The organism is Mangrovactinospora gilvigrisea (assembly GCF_001879105.1).
GTDB lineage: Bacteria > Actinomycetota > Actinomycetes > Streptomycetales > Streptomycetaceae > Mangrovactinospora > Mangrovactinospora gilvigrisea.
In genome coordinates this window covers 1-19,062 of sequence record NZ_MLCF01000164.1, presented here as the reverse complement: position 1 = coordinate 19,062, position 19,062 = coordinate 1, and the positions used below count along the sequence as shown (strand labels likewise).

The window sequence follows — 19,062 nt, the reverse complement described above, 5'->3', positions numbered from 1 at the left end:
CGCCGCCCCGCCGCCTCGCCGTCCGCGCCCCGCCGCCCGCGCTCGGCCCCTACCGCGCCGCGGACCGCAGGTACTGACCCGGCGTCACCCCGAGCACCCGCCGGAACCACCGCGTCATGTGCGCCTGGTCCGCGAACCCGACCGCCACCGCCGCCTCCGCCGCGCCGGTCCCCGCGTCCAGCAGGCCCCGGGCCGCCGCCACCCGGTGCTGCGCCAGCCACGCGTACGGCGGGATCCCCGTCGCCGCCCGGAACGCCCGGACCACCTGGTAGCGGGAGAGCCCCAGCCCCTCGGCGAGCTCCGCGAGCGCCGGCGGCGCGGCCATCCCGTCCGCGAGCCGCTCCCGCACCGCGTCGGCGACCAGCCGCGCACCGCGCAGCACCGGCGCGTCCGCCGCCGCGCCCGCGCCGGAGGACGGCCCGGCATGACGGTCCGCCAGCCCCCGCAGCCCCTCGACCAGCAGCACCTCCGCCGCCAGCGGATCGCAGCCGGAGCGCATCTCGGCGTAGGCGGTGCGCAGCAGTCGGTGCAGGCCCGGGTCGGCGAGCACCGGCTCGGGGAAGTGCGGGCGGTCGCCGCCCGGGGCGAGGCCGGCCGCCTCGGCGAAGAGCGCGGGCGGCACATAGAGGTTGAGGTAGCAGTATCCGGTCTCGCCGCCCGGCCCGCCGGTGTGCATCTCGCCGGGCTCCAGGACGACCACCGAGCCGGGCCCGGCGAGCAGCGCGCCGCGCCGGTAGTCGATGCGGTCCAGGCCGCCCAGCGTCACCCCGACCGTGTACTCCTCGTGGGAGTGCGGGGCGAAGCGGTGGCGCCGGAAGTCCGCGTCCAGCAGCGACAGCGGGGTGCGGTACACGCCCCGCACCCGCGTCCACGCCGCACACTCCTCGCTCCGCGCCATGCCGCGACGATGCACCGGCCCGCGCGCCCGGTCAACGCCTTCTCGGGGAGCGGACGGCGCGCCGCGTCAGCGCGCGTCCTCGCCGCCCAGCGCCAGGACCGGCGCGTCGGCGCGGAAGCTGCCGGTGTTGGCGCGGATCCAGGTGCGCAGCGCGGCCAGCGGCTCCAGCGCGCCCTCCCCCAGCGGCGTCAGCGCGTACTCGACGCGCGGCGGCACCTCGGCGAAGACCTCGCGCCGCACCAGGCCGTTCTCCTCCAGCCGGCGCAGCGTCTGGGTGAGCACCTTGGGGCTGATCCCTTCCAGCCTGCGGCGCAGATCGCCGAAGCGGGCGGGGCCGTCGGCGAGGGCGTTGATCGCCAGGCCGGTCCACTTGTTGGCGAGGAGGGTGAAGACCGCGCGCCCCGGGCACATCAGCCCGAAGACGTCGTGCCGCCACTCGCGCTCGCGCTCCCGCTGAGCCTCCGTCATCCGTCCCATGGTTACCAGAGGATACCAATAGCCCTTGCGGGTAACCACGGGGCCGTTCCTAGCGTCGCCGCCATGACCACGACGACAGATCAGGAGCGTCCCGCCCGCGCGGGAACCACGACCGGCGCACCGCCGCGCAGCGGGCCCGTACTCACCGCGCTGGCCGCCGGGTTCGTGATGGCCGCGCTCGACTCCACCGTCATCACCGCCGTCGGCGCCACCATCCAGCGCGGGCTGCGCGCCTCCCTCTCCCAGCTCACCTGGATCGTCGACGGCTACGTGCTGGCCTTCGCCGCGCTGCTGCTGCTCGCCGGCGGGCTCGCCAACCGGTTCGGGCCGCGGCCGGTCTACCTCGCCGGGCTGGTGCTCTTCTGGCTCGCCTCGGCGGGCGCCGCCGCCGCGCCGGACGGCACCGCCCTGGTCGCGGCGCGGCTGGCGCAGGGCGCCGGGGCGGCGCTCTTCATGCCGGCGTCGCTCTCCCTGCTGGTGCACGCCTTCCCCGAACCGGCCCGGCGGGCGCGGATGCTGGCGCTCTGGTCGGCGATCGTCTCCACCGCGGCCGGCATCGGGCCGACGGTCGGCGGGCTGCTGGCGGGGGCCTTCGGCTGGCGGGCGGTCTTCCTGATCAACCTGCCGGTGGGCCTCGCCGGGCTGCTGCTGACGCGGCGTTGCGTCCCCGCCCCGGCGGGCGGCGGCTCGCGGCCGCCGGTGGCCGGGCACGGGCTGCTGGTGGCGGCCCTCGCGGGGCTCGCCTACACGCTCATCGAGGGGCCGCGGCTGGGCTGGGGGGCGGCGCCGGTGCTCGCCGCGTACGCGGTCGTCGTGCTGGGGGCCGGCGGTCTGGCGGTGCGGGAGCGCCGCGGGCGGGGCGCGGCGGTGCTGCCCTGGACGCTGTTCCGGCGGCGGGCCTTCACAGCGGCGAACGTCATCGGCTTCCTCTTCAACTTCGCGCTCTACGGGACGCTGTTCGTGCTGGGGCTCTACCTCCAGCAGGAGCGCGGGGCGAGTCCGCTGGCCGCGGGCCTGGAGATGCTGCCGGCGAGCGGGCTGTGGGTGGTGGGCAACCTGGTCTACGGCCGGGCGGCGGGCCGGGTCCCGGCGCGGGTGCTGCTGGCGGCGAGCCTGGCGGGCGCGGCGCTGGGGGCCGCGGCCCTGGCCGCCGTCCGACCGGGGACGCCGTACCTGCTGGTGCTCCCCGCGATCGTGCTGGCCAACGCCGGCGCGGGGATCGTCTCCCCGGCGATGACGGCGGTGCTGGTGGACGCGGCGGGCCGCGAGCACGCCAACACCTCCGGCGCGGTGCTCAACGCCAACCGGCAGGTGGGGCAGTTGGTCGGGATCGCGGTGGCGGGCGCGGTGCTGGGGGCCTCCGGCCTTCCGCCGGCGTTCCTGCTGATCGCGGGGGCGTACGCGGTGGCCGCGGCGGCGGCGTGGACGCTCCTGGGGAAGCGTTAGGCCCGGGTCCGGTAGAAGTGATCCACCGGCCCTGCCCCGCGTCCCACCTCCAGACCGGCCGCGGCCCGCAGCGCGCCGGTCAGGTAGGACTTCGCCGCCCGCACCGCGTCCGCCCACCCGGCGCCCGCCGCGACCCGCGCGGCGACCGCCGAACTGAGCGTGCAGCCGGTGCCGTGGGTGTTCGCCGTCGCCACCCGCGGAGCGGTCAGCTCGACCGTCCGCGTCCCCTCCGCGAGCACGTCCACCGCCCGGCCCGCGTCGTCGAGATGGCCGCCTTTGAGCAGCACCCGACGCGAGCCGCACACCGCCGACAGGGCCTCCGCCTGCTCCCGCATCTCCGCCACCGTGCGCGCCGTCGGCGAGCCCAGCAGCACCGCCGCCTCCGCCAGGTTCGGCGTCACCAGATCGGCCAGCGGCAGCAGCCGCTCGCGGACCGCGTCCACCGCGTCGGCGTCCAGCAGGCGGCTGCCGGACGTCGAGACCATCACCGGGTCGACGACCACCGCCGGCAGGCGGTACCGACGCAGCGCCTCCGCCACGGCGTCCACCACCGCCGCGGAACCCAGCATGCCGGTCTTCACCGCGTCCACCCGGACGTCCGCGAAGAGCGCGTCGAGCTGCTCGGCGACGAACCCCGCCGGCACCGGGTGAACGGCCGCGACGCCCACCGTCGACTGCGCGGTGAGCGCCGTGAGCACGGCCATCCCGTAGGCGCCGAGCGCGCCGAACGTCTTCAGGTCGGCCTGGACGCCGGCTCCGCCACTGGGGTCGGAGCCGGCGATCGACAGGACGTTCGGGATCATGCGTCAGAGCCTACGGCCCCTCCGCTCAGCCGTCGTTCTCCGAGGAGGGGATGTACGCGCCGGGGACGGCGTTCGGCGCGTAGATCTTGGTCTCGCCCGGGTACGGCTTGGTCCAGTTGTAGCGCTCGTACCAGGTGAGGTGGTTCATCTGCTGCGGGTTGGCGTAGTCCGGCACCGCGTTCGGGCCGGTCAGCCGCTGGTGCGACTTCCAGGTGGCCCACTGCGCGGCGACGGTCTTCTCGGCGGTCGGCACCGCGGTCGTCGCCGGCACCTTCTCCGCGCTCGCGACCTGCGCGGCCGGGGTGTCCACGCCGCAGCTCGGCGGCGTCTTCAGACCGTCCGTCAGGGACGTCTTGTTGGGCACCGCGGTGAACGGCGTGTAGTCCGGCTTGTTGGTGAACGCCGTGGTCATCGGGGTGGCCGCGGTGTCCTTCTGGTTCATCGGGTGGATCCCGAGGATCTGCTCGATGGTGCGGATCATGGTGATCTGCGTGTAGTACCGGTTGTCGACCGTGTTGTGCTGCGCCCAGGGGCTGATGATCTGGACCGGGGCGCGGTGGCCGTCGACGTGGTCGAGGCCGGCCTGGGAGTCGTCCTCGACCACGAAGATCGCGGAGTCCTTCCAGTACTTGCTGTGCGAGATCTGGTCGACAATCTTGCCGGTGGCGAGGTCGTTGTCCGCGACCTGCGCGGCCGGGCTCGCCGGGCCGCCGGTGTGGTCGCTGGAGAGCCAGAACATGTTGAGGTTGGCCGGGCCGTTCTTCTCGAAGTCGTTCTTCCAGATCTGGTACCGGTACTGGTCCGGGACGCTGGTGTCGAACTTCGGGAAGCCGGGCACCGAGACGCTGTTGAGCGACGGGATCGGCGACGAGGAGTTGAGCGGGTAGGCGGTCGGGTCGCCGGTCGCCGCCATGTTCTTGGCGTCGCAGTAGAGGTTCTGCCAGCTGGCGGCGGCCGGCTTGGTGAGGAACTGCTGGAACTCGCCGAAGTCGCGGACGCTCTTGCCGGCCGCCTGCGCGCCGGACCAGAGGAAGCCGCTCTTCTGGTGGCCGAGGGCGTCGTCCTCGGTGTCGTAGCTGCGCGCGTACTCGCCGGCCGACGACTCGGTGTACTCCGGGTTGTCCGCCTGCATCAGCCAGTTGTGGCCCTCGGCGGAGTTGGTGCCGATGTCGTAGAGGTTGTCGTAGAGGCCGAACTGGTTGGCCAGCGCGTGCTGGTTGGGCGTCACGTTCTCGCCGAACATGGCGAGCGACGGGTCGCCGTTGCCCTTGGCGATGTCGCCGTAGAGCTGGTCGTAGGTGCGGTTCTCCTTGACGATCAGGAAGACGTGCTTGATCGTCGACGGGTCCCCGAGGCGGGAGGGCACCGCGACCGGGCGGACGTGGCTGCCGGTGGACGTCTTCAGCGCGCCGTTCGTCCAGCCGTTCTGGCGGAAGACCTTGATCGTCTGGGCGCGGATCACCCTGTCGCTGGGCAGCGTGAACTGCGTGATGCTGGAGGTGGTGTCGTGGGTGCCGTGGCCGGCCGCGGTGGTGGGCCGGCGGGAGTCGATGCCGCGGGTGTTGGAGACGACGACCTGCGAGCCCACGGTGGTGATCTGCGAGGGGAAGTAGTCGGTCGGCAGCAGCCCGACGTAGCTGACCGGCTGCTGCGCGCCGCCGTACTTGTAGACGGCGACCGCGTTGGCCCGGCCGAGCGTCACCAGCAGGTGGTTGTCGGAGGTGAGCGTCACCGCGTTGGGCTCGTAGCCCACCGAGGCCTCGGGCCACGGCTTGGTGGAGATGGTCTGCACGACCTTGTCGCGCTTGGTGTCGATCACCGACACGTTGTTGTCGGCGGTGTTGGTGACGAACACCGTGCCCTTGGCCGCGTAGACGGCCGTCGGGTGGAGGCCCACGTCGATGCTGGCCGGCTTGGCCGACGGGTCGGCGGTGTCGATGACGCTGACCGTGCCGGTGGTGGTGGCGCCGGTCTTGGGGTTCGCCGGCACCTGGGTGCCGTAGGAGTTCATGGTGGTGTCGCCGGCCTTGGCCGGGCGGCCGCCCTCGTTGCTGACGTAGAGCTTGTCGCCGACCAGGGCCATGCCGCGGGGCGCGGTGCCGACCGCCCAGGTCTGCTTGACGGCGCCGGTGGCGGCGTCCAGGGCGACGACGGTGTTCTGGCCGTTGACGGCGGCGTAGACGGTGGAGCCGTCGGCCGAGAAGACCGCGGCGGCGACGAGCGCGTGCTGGCTGCCGATCGCCGGGATCTTGATGGTGACCGGGTTGGCGAGCGTCCCGTCGGCCTGCACGTCGAACTTGGTGTAGCCGTCGGTCTGGCCGAGCCACAGCGTCTTGCCGTCGGGCGAGTAGGTCGGGCCCTCCTGGCCGACGGAGCTGCTGCTGATCTTCAGGTCGTCGACGGCGGCGCTGCCGACCTTCTGCTTCACCTGACCGGTCTTCAGGTCGACGATGATGAGGGCCGCGTCGCCGTCGGTGACGGCGGCGGCGAGGTGGGCGCCGTCCGGGCTGACCGTCGACGACATGATCTTGCCGTCGTTGAAGACCTGCCGGGCGCCGTACGGGGCGAGGTACTGGTCGCTGGAGATGACCTGGCCGTTGGAGGTCGTCTGACCGACCTGCTGGGTGCCGAACTGGCTGGTGGAGGCGAGCGCGGTGCCGGTGACGGCGAGGACGACGGCGGTGCTGCCCACGGTGAGCAGTGCCGCGCGCCGGCCGACCCGTCGGCCGAGTATGTCGAAGGACTGCTTGCGTTTCTCGACTACTCGACGACGTCGCGTTACCTGCATGGGGTCATCCCTTCGGGGAAGAGGTGAGCAGCTCGACGTTGCCGTCGAACTGCCAGAGGGGGTTGGGTGCGTCCCCGTTCCGGGTGTGCACCAGGAAGTAGCCGTTCACTTCCTTCGGGCCGTCACCGTCGGCCTCGATCCGGCCGTCCGAGGTGACATTCATCTGGTAGATCGCGGTGCCGGGTGCGGTGGTGCCGGGAAGGTGCCAGGTGATGACGCAGCGCCAGTCGTTGCCGGGCCCCGTCGGGTCGACCTGGCCGCCGCTGCGGTCGCAGGCGGCGGTGGTGCGCAGCCCGGCCTCCGTCACCGCGGGCCGGTGCAGTTGGGCGGTCTGCAGCCGGTAGAGGTGGGCGAAGGCGGTGGCGGTGGCCCGCTGGACCTTCGCCTGGGTGATGCCGGAGCCGGCCGAGGGGGCGGCCAGCGCGACGATCCCGCAGGTGACGGCGAGCAGCGCGACGAGCGGCGCCAGGCCGAGGCCGAGCGCGCGCCGGCCGAGGCCGTCGTCGTGGGCGTTGGTGAAGTCCCGCCGCACGAAGAGCAGATAGGCGAGGAAGGTGGCGGCGGCCGTCCAGATCAGCGCCACGGCGAGGGCGATGAACAGCTCGTTGAGCTGGCCCGGCGCGGTGAAGAGCCCGTTCCAGGAGGTGAAGGCGTAGCCGGGCAGCGCGAGGCGGACGGCGACGGGCAGCGGCAGCGCCTGGGCGAGCTGCATGGCGACCGCCACCACGGCGGGCAGCAGCAGCCCCATCGGTGAGCGGCCGAGCACCACCGAGCCGAGCAGGCCGATGGCCGCCAGCGCCAGGGTGGGCAGCAGCGCGCAGGCCCAGGCGAGCAGCACTTTGCCGGCCGCGTCGCCGGACGAAAGCTGGTGGCCGTCGAGGCCGACCAGCGGGTGGTCGCCCACCGCGAGCAGGCCGCCGACGCAGCTGGACGCGGTGAGCCCGGCGACCAGCGCGACGATGACGGTGAGCGCGGCGAGCGCCTTGGCGGCGAAGATCCGCCGCGGCGAGCGGACGGCGACCAGCAGGTGCCGCCAGGTGCCCAGGCGGTCCTCGGCCGCGAAGACGTCGCCGGCGACGACCGACACCAGCAGCGGCAGCGCCCAGGAGCCGGCGAAGCCGAGCACGACGAGCGGGCCGGCCCAGGCGGTGGCGTGCATCCAGCGGCCGAAGAGGGTGTCGGTGGGCAGCGTGCTCTGCTGGGCGACCGCGGCGACGAAGAGGCCGGGGGCGAGCCAGCAGACCGCGACGAGCAGCCGGATCCGCCACTGGGAGAGCAGTTTCACCAGCTCGAAGCGGTAGCCGCGGGTGATCGGGACGCGCAGCGCGGCGGCCTCGGCGGCGGCCTCCGCGCCCTCCGCGACGGCAACGTTGTCCCGGTCGTCGCCGGTGACAGCGGTCGTCATCGGTCGTCCTCCTCGTATCCGGAGTCCTCGGACTCCTCGGGGCCCTCGGACTCCTCCGGCTCCTCGGTGAGCGCGAGGAACGCGGCCTCCAGCGGCGAGACCACCGGGGCCAGTTCGCGGAGCGCGACGTCCTCCCGGGCCAGGGCGGCCGTCAGCCCGTCGAGGGCGGGCACCAGGGCGCGCACCACCAGGGCCTCGGCGCCGCGCCAGGGGGCGGCCTCCTCCAGCACCCGGACGCCCTCGGCCGCGGCCGCGATGCGGCGGGCGGCGGCCGGGTCGGAGGCGAGCAGCCGGTACTCCAGCTCGCGGTTCTCGGCGGCGAGCTTGCCGAGCGGGCCGGAGAACCGGACCCGTCCGGTGGCCAGAATGGTCACCTCGGAGCAGAGCGCCTCCAGGTCGTCCATCCGGTGGCTGGAGAGCACCACGGTGGTGCCCTCCTCGGCGAGGCGGGCCAGGACGCGGTGCACATGCTGCTTGCCGGCCGGGTCGAGGCCGTTGGCGGGCTCGTCCAGCACCAGCAGCCGCGGCCCGGTGAGCAGCGCGGCGGCGAGGCCGAGGCGCTGGCGCATGCCGAGCGAGAAGCCGCGCGCCTTGTCGTCGGCGACCTCGGTGAGGCCGACCTCGGCGAGCGCCTCGTCGATCCGCGGGTCGCGCCGGTCCCGGCCGCGCAGCGCGGCGAGGGCGGCGAGGTTCTGGCGTGCGGTCAGGGACGGGTAGAGGCCGGGGCCGTCGACGAAGCCGGCGACGCCGGCGGGCGCGGCCAGCACCCGCCCGGCCGGCCTGCCGAGCACCTCGAGCCGGCCGCCGTCGGGGACGGCGAGGCCGAGGAGCAGCCCCAGCAGCGTCGTCTTCCCGGCGCCGTTCGGTCCGACGAGCCCGTGGACCTGCCCCTGCGCCAGGTCGAGGTCCACGCCGTCGAGCGCGACCACGTCCCCGAAGCACTTGGTGATCTCCCGGGCTCGCACCGCGAGTTGTGTGTCCATAGCCCCTTCCCATCGAACCCTCAGGGAACTTAGGGCCGGGACGGCACGCCGGTCAGGGGACTGCAATTGAACGTATGAGAAACACAGGGCGACCGTTGTGCTCCGTGCCGTCACTCCCCTCGCCAGATGATGCGGTGTCACACGGAAGGCCCACAAGGGTCGTGACAAGCCATCGGCGACGGCAGCCCCGGTGGCCTCGGCAGTCGTGCCGAAACCCGCCTCCAGGCGGACGGCCGCCGTCCGGAACACCCACGGTGACCTGCGGTGACCCTGGTGCTGCGGAGGCGGATGTTCCTGCGGGTTGATGGCAGGACACGCCGGGATGCCGGTCTTGCTCCGCCCTGTCCTGGGCACTCGCGGACGGGCGGCGAAAGTGCTTGGAGGGGCGGCGGGGGCGGCATAGTCTGCTGAGCAACCCCACCCGTCGAACTCGTTGCCCACCTGCTGGCCAAGGAGGCTGCTGCGCCGTGCCCGATTCCTTTGTCCACCTGCACAACCACACCGAGTACTCGCTTCTGGACGGCGCGCAGAAGCTCAAGCCCATGTTCGAGGAGGTGGCCCGGCAGCAGATGCCCGCGGTGGCCATGTCCGACCACGGCAACATGTTCGGGGCCTACGAGTTCTACCAGGTCTCCAAGGGGTTCGAGGGCGTCAAGCCGATCATCGGGATCGAGGCGTACGTCGCCCCCTCCTCCCGCCACCACCGCAAGCGGGAGTTCTGGGGCCCCGGCGGGCAGCGCGCCGTCTCCGACGACGGCGAGGGCTCCAAGGACGTCTCCGGCGGTGGCCGGTTCACCCATATGACGATGTGGGCGACCGGCACCACCGGCCTCAAGAACCTCTTCCACCTCTCCACCGAGGCCTCCTACACCGGCCAGTACCCGGCCGGGAAGCCGCGCATGGACATGGAGCTGATCTCCGGCCATGCCGAGGGGATCATCGCCACCACCGGCTGCCCCTCCGGCGCGATCCAGACCCGGCTGCGGCTGGGCCAGTACGACCAGGCCCGCGAGACGGCCGCCGCGTACCGGGACATCTTCGGGAAGGAGAACTACTTCCTGGAGCTGATGAACCACGACCTCTCCATCGAGCTGGAGGTCCGCGACGGGCTGCTGAAGCTGGCCAAGGACCTGGACCTGCCGCTGCTGGCCACCAACGACGCGCACTACACCCACGCCTCGGACGCGGACGCCCACGACAACCTGCTCTGCATCGGCGTCGGCAAGAACAAGGACGACCCCAACCGCTTCAAGCTGGCCGGCACCGACTACTACCTGAAGACGGCCGACGAGATGCGCGCGCTCTTCCGCGAGATGCCGGAGGCCTGCGCCAACACCCTGCTGATCGCCGAGCGGGTGGAGCCCTACGACGAGGTCTTCGAGTACTCGGACGAGATGCCGCAGTTCCCGGACGTCCCCGAGGGCGAGACCCAGGAGTCGTGGCTGCGCAAGGAGGCCCTGGAGGGGCTGGCCCGCCGCTACGGCAGCCCGCTGCCCGACGCGGTGCAGGAGCGGTTCGAGACCGAGATGTCGGTGATCGGGCCGATGGGCTTCTCCTCCTACTTCCTGGTCGTCGCCGACATCTGCAAGCACGCCCGCGACAACGGCGTCCCGGTCGGCCCCGGCCGAGGCTCGGCGACCGGCTCGATCGTCGCCTACGCGGTGCGCATCACCGAGCTGGACCCGCTGGAGCACGGCCTGCTCTTCGAGCGGTTCCTCAACCCGGAGCGGATCAACCCGCCGGACGTCGACCTCGACTTCGACGACCGCCAGCGCGATGTGATGGTGCGCTACGTCACCGACAAGTACGGCGACGAGTACACCGCGATGGTCAACACCTTCGGCAAGATCAAGGCCAAGAACGCCATCAAGGACGCCTCCCGGATCCTGGGCTACCCCTTCTCGCACGGCGAGCGGATCACCAAGGCGCTGCCGCCGGACCAGAACGGCAAGTCCATCCCGCTGGCCGGCATCACCGACCCGAACCACCCGCGCTACGGCGAGGGCACCGAGCTGCGGGCGATGCTCGAGAACGAGGCCGACGTCAAGCGGGTCTTCGACACCGCGACCGGGGTGGAGGGCCTCACCCGCGGCACCGGCGTGCACGCGGCCGCCGTCATCCTCTCCAAGACCCGGCTGACGGAGCGCATCCCGCTGCACATGCGGGCCGCCGACGGGGCGAAGATCACCGGGTTCGACTACCCGTCCTGCGAGTCCATGGGCCTGATCAAGATGGACTTCCTGGGCCTGCGCAACCTGGGCGTCATCGACCACGCCCTCGCCAACGTCCGGGAGAACCGCGGCCTGAAACTGGCCACCGTCGACCCCGGCGACAACGACCCGGACGTCCACGTCATCCCGCTCGACGACGCGAAGACGTACCAGCTGCTGGCCACCGGCGAGACGTTCGGCATCTTCCAGCTGGACGGCGGCGGCATGCGCGCCCTGCTGAAGCTGATGGCCCCCACCCGCTTCGACGACATCGCGGCGGCCATCGCGCTCTACCGGCCGGGCCCGATGGCCGCCAACGCGCACACCAACTACGCGCTGCGGCAGAACGGCAAGCAGGACCCGGACCCGATCCACCCGGAGCTCAAGGACGCCCTGGAGCCGATCCTGGGCTCAACCCACCATCTGCTCATCTTCCAGGAGCAGATCATGGCGATCGCCCGGGAGCTGGCCGGCTACACCCTGGGCGGCGCCGACATGCTGCGCCGGGCGATGGGCAAGAAGAAGCCCGAGGTGCTCGCCGCGGAGTGGGAGAAGTTCTCCGGCGGCATGCAGGGCAACGGCTACTCGGACGCGGCGATCAAGGCGCTGTGGGACGTCATGCTCCCCTTCTCCGGCTACGCCTTCAACAAGTCGCACACCGCCGGCTACGGCCTCGTCTCCTACTGGACGGCCTACCTCAAGGCCAACTACCCGGCCGAGTTCATGGCCGCGCTGCTGACGTCGGTGGGGGACGACAAGGACCGGGCGGCGATCTACCTCTCCGACGCCCGCAAGCTCGGGGTGCCGGTGCTGCCGCCGGACGTCAACGAGTCGATCGCCGAGTTCGCGGCCGTCGGTGACAACGTCCGCTTCGGGCTGCGCGCGGTGCGCAATGTGGGCGACAACGTCATCCGGGAGATCGTGGAGGCCCGCCGCTCCAAGGGGAAGTTCACCTCCTTCACCGACTTCCTCGACAAGGCGGAACTGCCGGCGCTCAACAAGCGCGCGGTGGACTCGCTGATCCGCGCCGGGGCGTTCGACTCCCTCGGCCACACCCGCAAGGCGCTCTCCGACGTCCACGAGACCGCGATCGACGCGGTCGTCCCGGTGAAGAAGGCCTCCGCGATCGGCCAGGACGACCTCTTCGGCGACCTGGGCGGCGAGCAGCTGGACGGCACCGGGCTGGGCCTGGACGTGCCGATCGGGGACGGCGAGTGGCCGCGCAAGCAGAAGCTCGCCTTCGAGCGGGAGATGCTGGGGCTCTACGTCTCGGCGCATCCGCTGGACGGCACCGACCACATCCTCGCCGGCAACCGCGACACCACCATCCCCGAGCTGCTCGCCTCCGGCCGCACCGGCGGGGACGTCCGGCTCGCCGGGCTGATCTCCACGGTCACCCGGAAGATGACCAAGCAGGGCAACGCCTGGGCGATCGCCAACCTCGAGGACCACGACGGCGGCAGCATCGAGGTGCTCTTCTTCCCGGCCTCCTACCAGCTGGTGGCGCACGCCCTGCTGGAGGACTCGGTGGTGTGCGTGCGCGGCCGGGTCAACGAGCGCGACGAGTCGATCAGCGTCTTCGGGCAGGAGCTGCAGGTGCTGGACGTCTCCTCGGCGGAGGCCGGCACCCGGCCGGTGATCCATCTGGCGGTGCCGGCGCACCGGCTGAGCCCGGTGCTGGTCGGCGAGCTGAAGCGGATCCTCGCGGCGCACCCGGGGCACAACCCCGTGCAACTGGACGTCCGGGGGCCGACGCTGACGACCCGCTACCAGCTCGGCCCGATGGTGGACGCGGGCACCGTCGCCTCCGACATCAAGCCCCTGCTCGGGCAGGACGCCTGGCAGGGGGTCGCCTGAGGCCGGCCTCCGGGAGGGGCGAGGCGGATCGGGGCGCCGGCCGTGGATGACCGCGGCCGCGTCCGGGGTTGCAACCGGGTACTCCGCCATGCCGGCCGGCGGCGGCAATGCCGACCGGCAGCGGTGGCTCCGCAAATCGGGTGGAGGAATGTCCGACCCCGATGCGAAGCTCGTACGCGTTCGACCCGAATACCCGTGAGGAGATCCACCACCATGACCCATCCCGACCGAACCGCCGGGGAGACGGCGGCCGGGAGCGAGTCCCCCGGCGGCACCGCCGCGCGCGCCCCCGTCCTGATCGGCGTTCTCGTCGTCTCGGCCTTCGTGATGATCCTCAACGAGACGATCCTGAGCGTCGCGCTGCGCGAACTCACGGTCGACCTCGGCGTCGCCACCACCACGATCCAGTGGCTCAGCAGCGGATTCCTGCTGACCATGGCCGTCGTCATCCCGATCACCGGGTTCCTGCTGGAACGCCTCAGCGCCCGGGTGGTCTTCCTCGCGTCGATGACGCTGTTCTCCATCGGCACCCTGATCAGCGCGCTGGCGCCCGGCTTCGGAGTGCTGCTCGTCGGCCGGGTGGTGCAGGCGTGCGGCACCGCCATCATGATCCCGCTGCTGATGACGACCGTGATGCGGCTCGTCCCGCCGGCGAAGCGCGGCGCCACGATGGGCACCATCAGCATCGTCATCGCGGTCGCCCCGGCGATCGGCCCGACAGTGGGCGGCGCGGTGCTCTCCTCGCTGGGCTGGCGCTGGATGTTCTGGATCGTGCTGCCGCTCGCCGCCGCCGCGCTGGTGGTCGGCGCGGTGTGGATGCGGGTGGACGGGGAGACCCGGGCGGTCCCGCTCGACGTCCTGTCCGTGGTGCTCTCGGCGCTCGGCTTCGGCGGGGTGCTCTACGGGCTCGCCTCGGTGGGCGAGTCCGGCGGCGGGGGGCACCGCCTCTCGCCGTGGATCCCGATCGCGGTCGGCGTCGTCTCGCTGGTCGTCTTCACGCTCCGTCAGCTGCGGCTGCAGCGCGCCGACCGCGCCCTGCTCGACCTGCGGCCGTTCTCCAACCGGGCGTTCACGGTCTCGCTGGTGCTCTCCGCGCTGCTCTTCATGTGCCTGCTGGGCGCCGGCGCCATCATGCTGCCGCTCTACCTGCAGTCCGTCCTGAAGACCGGCACCTTCGTCAGCGGCCTGGCGGTGCTCCCCGGCGGCCTGCTGCTGGGCCTGATGGGGCGTCCGGTCGGGCGGCTCTTCGACCGCTTCGGGGCGCGGCCGCTGGTGATCCCGGGGGCGGCGGCGATGGCCGTGGCGCTGTGGCTCTTCAGCCTGCTGGGGGCGCACTCGCCGCTCGGCGTGGTGATCGCCATCCACCTGGTGCTGATGGCCGGCCTCGGCCTGATGATGACGCCGCTGATGACGGAGGCGCTGGGCGCGCTGCCGCACCACCTGTACTCGCACGGCAGCGCGATCCTCTCGACGCTCCAGCAGGTCGCCGGCGCGTTCGGCACGGCGATGTTCGTCACCGTCGCGTCCGTCGGCTCCAAGGCCGACACGGGTACGCCGGACGCCTCCGGCCTGCACACCGCCTTCGTCCTCGCCGGGGTGATCGGCACCGCGGCCTTCGCCGCCTCGCTCTTCCTGGGCAGGCGCCCGGCCCCGGCCGAGACGGTCGTCAAGGGCGAGGACGCCGCCGACCCCGAGGACGCCTCCGGCCCCGCCGTCCCCGAGGCCGACCCGGTCGGCTGACGGGGCGGGCGGCGGACGCTCGCCCTACGAACCGGCGTTGCGCAGCTTCGACTTGCGGTGGCCGTAGGCGAAGTAGAGGGCGACGCCGAGGACGAGGTAGACGCCGAACTGGATCCAGGTGGAGGCGCCGAGGCCCCACATCAGGTAGAGGACGAAGGCGATGCCGAGGATCGGGGTCACCGGGTAGAGCGGGACGCGGAAGAAGCGCGGCAGGTCGGGACGGCGCCGGCGCAGCACGATCACGGAGATGTTGACGACCACCAGGATCGCCAGGGTGCCGATGGTGGTGAGGTTGACCACCACGTCCAGCGGCACCACCGCGGCCAGCAGGCCGAAGACGCCGCCGACGATCCAGGTGTTGGCGACCGGCGTCGCCGTCCGCGGGGAGACCCGCTCGAAGACCTTGGGGACGAGCCCGTCCCGGGACATCGCCATCAGGATGCGGGTCTGCCCGTAGAGGACGGTGAGCACCACGCTGGCGATGGCCACCACCGCGCCGACGGCCACGATGATCCCGCCCGCGCTGGAGCCCGTCACCTGGTCGACGATGACCGCGAGCACCGCGCGGTGCTTCCCGATCTCGGACGCCGGCATCGCGCCCACCGCGGCCCAGGCGACCACGCAGTAGATCAGCGTCACCGCCGCCATGCACAGCACGATGGCCAGCGGCAGGTTGCGGCGCGGGTTCTTCACCTCCTCGCCGGTGGTGGAGATGGCGTCGAAGCCGATGAAGGAGAAGAACGCGAGGGAGGCGCCCGCGCCGATCCCGGCCATGCCGTGCGGGGCGAAGTCCGCGAAGTGGTCGGCGTGGTACGCCGTCAGCGCGATGGCCACGAAGAGCGCCAGCACGCCGAGCTTGACGACCATCATCACCACGGCCGCCCGCGCGCTCTCCCGCACGCCGCGGATCAGCAGCAGGGCGGCCAGCAGGACGACGACCAGCGCGGGGAGGTCGACGACGCCGCCGCTCCCGGGCGGGTTGGAGAGCGCGGCCGGCAGCTGCCATCCGAAGACGCTGTGCAGCAGCTCGTTGAGGTACTGCCCCCAGCCGACGGCGACCGCCGAGACCGACACCCCGTACTCCAGCAGCAGGCACCAGCCCACCAGCCAGGCGACGCCCTCGCCGAGCGAGGCGTAGGCGTAGGAGTAGGAGCTGCCGGAGACCGGGATGGCGGCGGCCAGCTCGGCGAAGGCCAGCGCGGAGAAGACGCAGGTGAGCCCGGCGAGGGCGAAGGAGACGACGGCGGCGGGCCCGGCCTTGGGCACCACGTCGCCGAGGACGACGAAGATGCCGGTGCCGACGACGGCACCGATGCCGAAGGCGACGGTCTGCCAGAGGCCCATCGTCCGCTTCAGGCCGTGGCCCTCGTCGTCGTGGCCCGCCTCGGTGAGCAGCGCCTGGGGCGACTTGACGCGCAGCACGGTGCGGGGCGCGGCGGTGCGGCGGCCGGTTCCGGTCGCGGGCATGGTGCGTTCAACTCCGGTGGATCGTTGGCCGGCGGGGGTGGGCCGGTCGGAGGCGCCGCCACCCGCGAAGGGTGGTGCGGGGGCGGCGGCCGATGGAACAGGTTCGGGAACAGGAGGTGACGGGCCCTCAGGCCAGTGTGGCGACCATGATGGCCTTGATGGTGTGCAGGCGGTTCTCCGCCTCGTCGAAGACCACCGAATGGCGGGACTCGAAGACCTCGTCGGTGACCTCCAGCTCGGTGAGGCCGTACCGCTCGTGCACCTCGCGGCCGACCTGCGTGCCGAGGTCGTGGAAGGCGGGGAGGCAGTGCAGAAACCTTACGCCGGGCACGCCGGTCGCCCGCAGCACGTCCATCGTGACGGTGTAGGGCCGCAGCAGCGCGATGCGCTCCTCCCAGACCTCCTTGGGCTCGCCCATGGAGACCCAGACGTCGGTGGCGACGAAGTCCGCGCCGCGCACGCCCTCCTCGACGTGCTCGGTGAGGGTGACGGTGGCGCCCGTCCCGGCGGCCACCCGGCGCGCCTCGGCGACGACCGCCTCGTCGGGCCACAGCTGGCGGGGCGCCACGATCCGCACGTCCATGCCCAGCAGCGCGCCCGTCACCAGGTAGGAGTTGCCCATGTTGAAGCGGGCGTCGCCCAGGTAGGCCAGCGTCACCTCGTGCAGCGGCTTGTCGGTGTGCTCGGTGATGGTGAGCACGTCGGCGAGCATCTGGGTGGGGTGCCACTCGTCGGTGAGCCCGTTGTAGACGGGGACGCCGGAGTGCGCGGCGAGCGCCTCGACGGTCGACTGCGCGTCGCCGCGGAACTCGATCGCGTCGAACATCCGCCCGAGGACCCGGGCGCTGTCCTTCGGCGACTCCTTGTAGCCGATGTGCGAGCCGCTGGGGTCGAGGTAGGTGGTGTGCGCGCCCTGGTCGGCGGCGGCCACCTCGAAGGCGCAGCGCGTCCGGGTGGAGGCCTTCTCGAAGATCAGCGCGATGCTGCGGCCGGTGAGCCGGGGCACCTCGGTGCCCGCGTACTTGGCGGCCTTCAGCTTGGCGCTGAGCTCGATGAGGAAGCGCAGCTCGTCCGGGGTGAAGTCGAGCTCCTTCAGGAAGCTGCGGTGCCGCAGGTTGAAGGCCATCCGGGGCTCCTCCGATCTGGTGACGAGCATTGACCCCGAGAGTCTATACGATGCTCCGTATAAGTATTAGTCCCCACCCTCGGACGGCGCCGCACGGTGCGGGGCCGTCGCGCCGACCGGCTCGCGCTGCACCGGGCAGCTCATGCACCGCGGACCGCCGCGGCCGCGCCCCAGCTCGCTGCCGGTGATGGTGATCACCTCGATGCCCTGCTTGCGCAGATGCGTGTTGGTGGTGACGTTGCGCTCGTAGGCGACGACCACGCCCGGCTCGACCGCGAGGACGTTGCAGCCGTCGTCCCACTGCTCGCGCTCGGCGGCGTGCACGTCCTGGTGCGGCGTCAGCACCCGGATGTCGTCGAGGCCGAGGGCGTGCGCCATCGCCTTGTGCATGTGCTCCGGCGGATGGTCGGTGACCTTGAGATCGGTCGGGCAGTCGCCCGGCTCGATGGTGTAGGACGGCAGCATCCCGAGGCCCGCGTACTTGGTGAAGGTGTCGCCGTCCACCATGGTCATCACGGTGTCCAGGTGCATGAAGGCACGCTTCTTCGGCATGTCGAGCGCGACGATGCGGCGCGCCGAGCCGGCCTCGAAGAGCTTGGCGGCGAGCACCTCGACGGCCTGCGGGGTGGTGCGCTCGCTCATCCCCACCAGCACCGCGCCGTTGCCGATCACCAGGACGTCGCCGCCCTCGATGGTCGCCGGGTACTCCTGCTGCCCCTCCGACCAGAAGCGGAAGCCGTCGGCCTCGCCGTCCACGAAGAGCGGGTGGTGCCGGTAGATCGCCTCGAAGTGGACGGACTCGCGGCGCCGCGCCGGCTTGCTCATCGCGTTGACGCTCACCCCGTCGTAGACCCAGGCGGAGGTGTCGCGGGTGAAGAGGTGGTTGGGCAGCGGGGCGAGCAGGAAGTCGTCGGGGGCGAGGGCGTGGAAGCGGATCCCGGTGGGCTCGGCGGCCAGCTCCAGGTACTCGCGCTTGGTGATGCCGCCGATCAGACGGGTGGTCAGATCGGCGTCGTCCATCCGCTCGAAGACCTCGCGTATCCGGTCGGTGGCGAGGCCGTACTCCTTGGGGTCGAAGACCCGGTCGAGGACGAGCTTGCGGGCGGCCGGCTCGGCGAGCGTCTCGCGCAGCAGATCGGCGAAGTAGTGGACGACGATGCCGCGCTCGGCGAGGACGTCCGCGAAGCCGGCGTGCTCCTCGCGGGCCCTCCGCACCCACAGGACGTCGTCGAAGAGCAGATCGTCCTTGTTGGTGGGGGTGAGGCGCTTCAGCTCAAGATCGGGACGGTGCAGGATGACGCGGCGCAGGCGGCCCGCCTCCGAGTCGACGCGAAAGACCATGGGCCGAGGGTATCCGCGGGGCCGGAATTACGGGTGACCGCCGTCGGTGAGGCGGGCCAGCAGGCGGACCAGCTCGGCGCGCTGGGGCTCCGTCAGCGGCGCGAGCAGCGCGTCCTGGGCCTCGGCCACCAGCGCGTCCAGCCGCTCCAGATGGCGGCGGCCGGCGGCGGTGAGGGTGATGACGTTGCGCCGGCGGTCCCCGGGGTCGGGGGCGCGCTCCACGTTCCGCTGCGCGGACAGCTCGTTGAGGACGGCCACCATGTCGCTGCGGTAGATCCCGGTGCGCCGGCTCAACTCGGCCTGGCTGGCGGGGCCGTGCTCGTCGAGGGCGGCGAGCACGCCGTAGTGCCAGCGGCGGGCGCCGGCGGCGGCGAGCCGCTCGTCGACGATCCGGCCGGCGCGCATCGCGGCCTGCCCGAGTAGGCGGCTGGGCAACACCGCGAGGCGGGCGGGGGTGGCGGCGGGGGAGCCGTGCAGCGGGCGGCCGGGGTGCAGGCGGCGGGGGTCTGCGGACATGAGCG

13 protein-coding genes are annotated in these 19,062 nt (G+C 72.4%); 3 read left to right on the top strand and 10 right to left on the bottom strand.

The genetic code is table 11. The features are described 5' to 3' along the window. Nucleotides 1-49 precede the first annotated feature (49 nt). Both BIV57_RS22660 and BIV57_RS22655 read right to left on the bottom strand, forming a co-directional pair. Nucleotides 50-898 (bottom strand): AraC family transcriptional regulator, encoded by an 849-nt coding sequence (locus BIV57_RS22660; RefSeq protein ID WP_071658741.1) that lies wholly within the window; start codon nucleotides 896-898, stop codon nucleotides 50-52. A 66-nt stretch (nucleotides 899-964) separates the two neighbouring features. Continuing rightward, complete coding sequence (locus BIV57_RS22655; RefSeq protein ID WP_071658740.1) at nucleotides 965-1,366, bottom strand: winged helix-turn-helix transcriptional regulator; 402 nt, start codon at nucleotides 1,364-1,366, stop codon at nucleotides 965-967. A gap of 72 nt (nucleotides 1,367-1,438) precedes the next feature. Between BIV57_RS22655 and BIV57_RS22650 the strand changes: the two genes are divergently transcribed. Then, complete coding sequence (locus BIV57_RS22650; protein WP_071658739.1) at nucleotides 1,439-2,821, top strand: MFS transporter; 1,383 nt, start codon at nucleotides 1,439-1,441, stop codon at nucleotides 2,819-2,821. Here the strand turns inward: BIV57_RS22650 and thiD are convergent. From thiD to BIV57_RS22630, 4 genes are read right to left on the bottom strand one after another with little or no spacing between them, the layout of a single operon-like run. Beyond that, complete coding sequence (thiD, locus tag BIV57_RS22645) at nucleotides 2,818-3,624, bottom strand: bifunctional hydroxymethylpyrimidine kinase/phosphomethylpyrimidine kinase (RefSeq protein WP_071658738.1); 807 nt, start codon at nucleotides 3,622-3,624, stop codon at nucleotides 2,818-2,820. The two genes, BIV57_RS22650 and thiD, sit on opposite strands and share 4 nt — an antisense overlap. 25 nt (nucleotides 3,625-3,649) lie before the next feature. Then, complete coding sequence (locus BIV57_RS22640; protein WP_071658737.1) at nucleotides 3,650-6,412, bottom strand: alkaline phosphatase family protein; 2,763 nt, start codon at nucleotides 6,410-6,412, stop codon at nucleotides 3,650-3,652. A gap of 4 nt (nucleotides 6,413-6,416) precedes the next feature. Further along, nucleotides 6,417-7,817, bottom strand: a complete 1,401-nt coding sequence (locus BIV57_RS22635) for an ABC transporter permease (protein WP_245797858.1) — start codon at nucleotides 7,815-7,817, stop codon at nucleotides 6,417-6,419. Next, complete coding sequence (locus tag BIV57_RS22630; RefSeq protein ID WP_071658736.1) at nucleotides 7,814-8,800, bottom strand: ABC transporter ATP-binding protein; 987 nt, start codon at nucleotides 8,798-8,800, stop codon at nucleotides 7,814-7,816. The genes BIV57_RS22635 and BIV57_RS22630 overlap by 4 nt, the downstream gene beginning before the upstream one ends. Before the next feature lie 467 nt (nucleotides 8,801-9,267). Here BIV57_RS22630 and dnaE point away from each other — a divergent pair, with 467 nt between their 5' ends. Further along, on the top strand, nucleotides 9,268-12,867 hold the full coding sequence (gene dnaE / locus BIV57_RS22625; RefSeq protein ID WP_071658735.1) for a DNA polymerase III subunit alpha: 3,600 nt from the start codon (nucleotides 9,268-9,270) through the stop codon (nucleotides 12,865-12,867). A gap of 213 nt (nucleotides 12,868-13,080) precedes the next feature. Further along, entirely contained in the window at nucleotides 13,081-14,607 is a 1,527-nt protein-coding gene (locus BIV57_RS22620; RefSeq protein ID WP_071658734.1) for a DHA2 family efflux MFS transporter permease subunit, read from the top strand. Between the two features lie 24 nt (nucleotides 14,608-14,631). Here BIV57_RS22620 and BIV57_RS22615 read toward each other — a convergent pair whose 3' ends face one another. The 4 genes from BIV57_RS22615 to BIV57_RS22600 form a co-directional block, all read right to left on the bottom strand. Then, nucleotides 14,632-16,074: an amino acid permease gene (locus tag BIV57_RS22615; protein WP_071658733.1), complete on the bottom strand. Its 1,443-nt coding sequence runs from the start codon at nucleotides 16,072-16,074 to the stop codon at nucleotides 14,632-14,634. Between the two features lie 127 nt (nucleotides 16,075-16,201). Continuing rightward, a complete protein-coding gene (gene argF / locus BIV57_RS22610) occupies nucleotides 16,202-17,200 on the bottom strand; it encodes an ornithine carbamoyltransferase (RefSeq protein ID WP_071658732.1) in 999 nt (332 codons plus the stop codon). A gap of 66 nt (nucleotides 17,201-17,266) precedes the next feature. Next, nucleotides 17,267-18,541: an arginine deiminase gene (locus tag BIV57_RS22605; protein ID WP_071658731.1), complete on the bottom strand. Its 1,275-nt coding sequence runs from the start codon at nucleotides 18,539-18,541 to the stop codon at nucleotides 17,267-17,269. A 27-nt stretch (nucleotides 18,542-18,568) separates the two neighbouring features. Next, nucleotides 18,569-19,057: a MarR family winged helix-turn-helix transcriptional regulator gene (locus tag BIV57_RS22600; RefSeq protein WP_071658742.1), complete on the bottom strand. Its 489-nt coding sequence runs from the start codon at nucleotides 19,055-19,057 to the stop codon at nucleotides 18,569-18,571. Nucleotides 19,058-19,062: the final 5 nt, after the last annotated feature.

Coding starts and splice junctions, on each gene's coding strand:
- BIV57_RS22660 (WP_071658741.1), bottom strand. CDS start 898: ATGGCGCGGAGCGAGGAGTGTGCGGCGTGGACGCGGGTGCGGGGCGTG.
- BIV57_RS22655 (WP_071658740.1), bottom strand. CDS start 1,366: ATGACGGAGGCTCAGCGGGAGCGCGAGCGCGAGTGGCGGCACGACGTC.
- BIV57_RS22650 (WP_071658739.1), top strand. CDS start 1,439: ATGACCACGACGACAGATCAGGAGCGTCCCGCCCGCGCGGGAACCACG.
- thiD (WP_071658738.1), bottom strand. CDS start 3,624: ATGATCCCGAACGTCCTGTCGATCGCCGGCTCCGACCCCAGTGGCGGA.
- BIV57_RS22640 (WP_071658737.1), bottom strand. CDS start 6,412: ATGCAGGTAACGCGACGTCGTCGAGTAGTCGAGAAACGCAAGCAGTCC.
- BIV57_RS22635 (WP_245797858.1), bottom strand. CDS start 7,817: ATGACGACCGCTGTCACCGGCGACGACCGGGACAACGTTGCCGTCGCG.
- BIV57_RS22630 (WP_071658736.1), bottom strand. CDS start 8,800: ATGGACACACAACTCGCGGTGCGAGCCCGGGAGATCACCAAGTGCTTC.
- BIV57_RS22620 (WP_071658734.1), top strand. CDS start 13,081: ATGACCCATCCCGACCGAACCGCCGGGGAGACGGCGGCCGGGAGCGAG.
- BIV57_RS22615 (WP_071658733.1), bottom strand. CDS start 16,074: ATGCCCGCGACCGGAACCGGCCGCCGCACCGCCGCGCCCCGCACCGTG.
- argF (WP_071658732.1), bottom strand. CDS start 17,200: ATGGCCTTCAACCTGCGGCACCGCAGCTTCCTGAAGGAGCTCGACTTC.
- BIV57_RS22605 (WP_071658731.1), bottom strand. CDS start 18,541: ATGGTCTTTCGCGTCGACTCGGAGGCGGGCCGCCTGCGCCGCGTCATC.
- BIV57_RS22600 (WP_071658742.1), bottom strand. CDS start 19,057: ATGTCCGCAGACCCCCGCCGCCTGCACCCCGGCCGCCCGCTGCACGGC.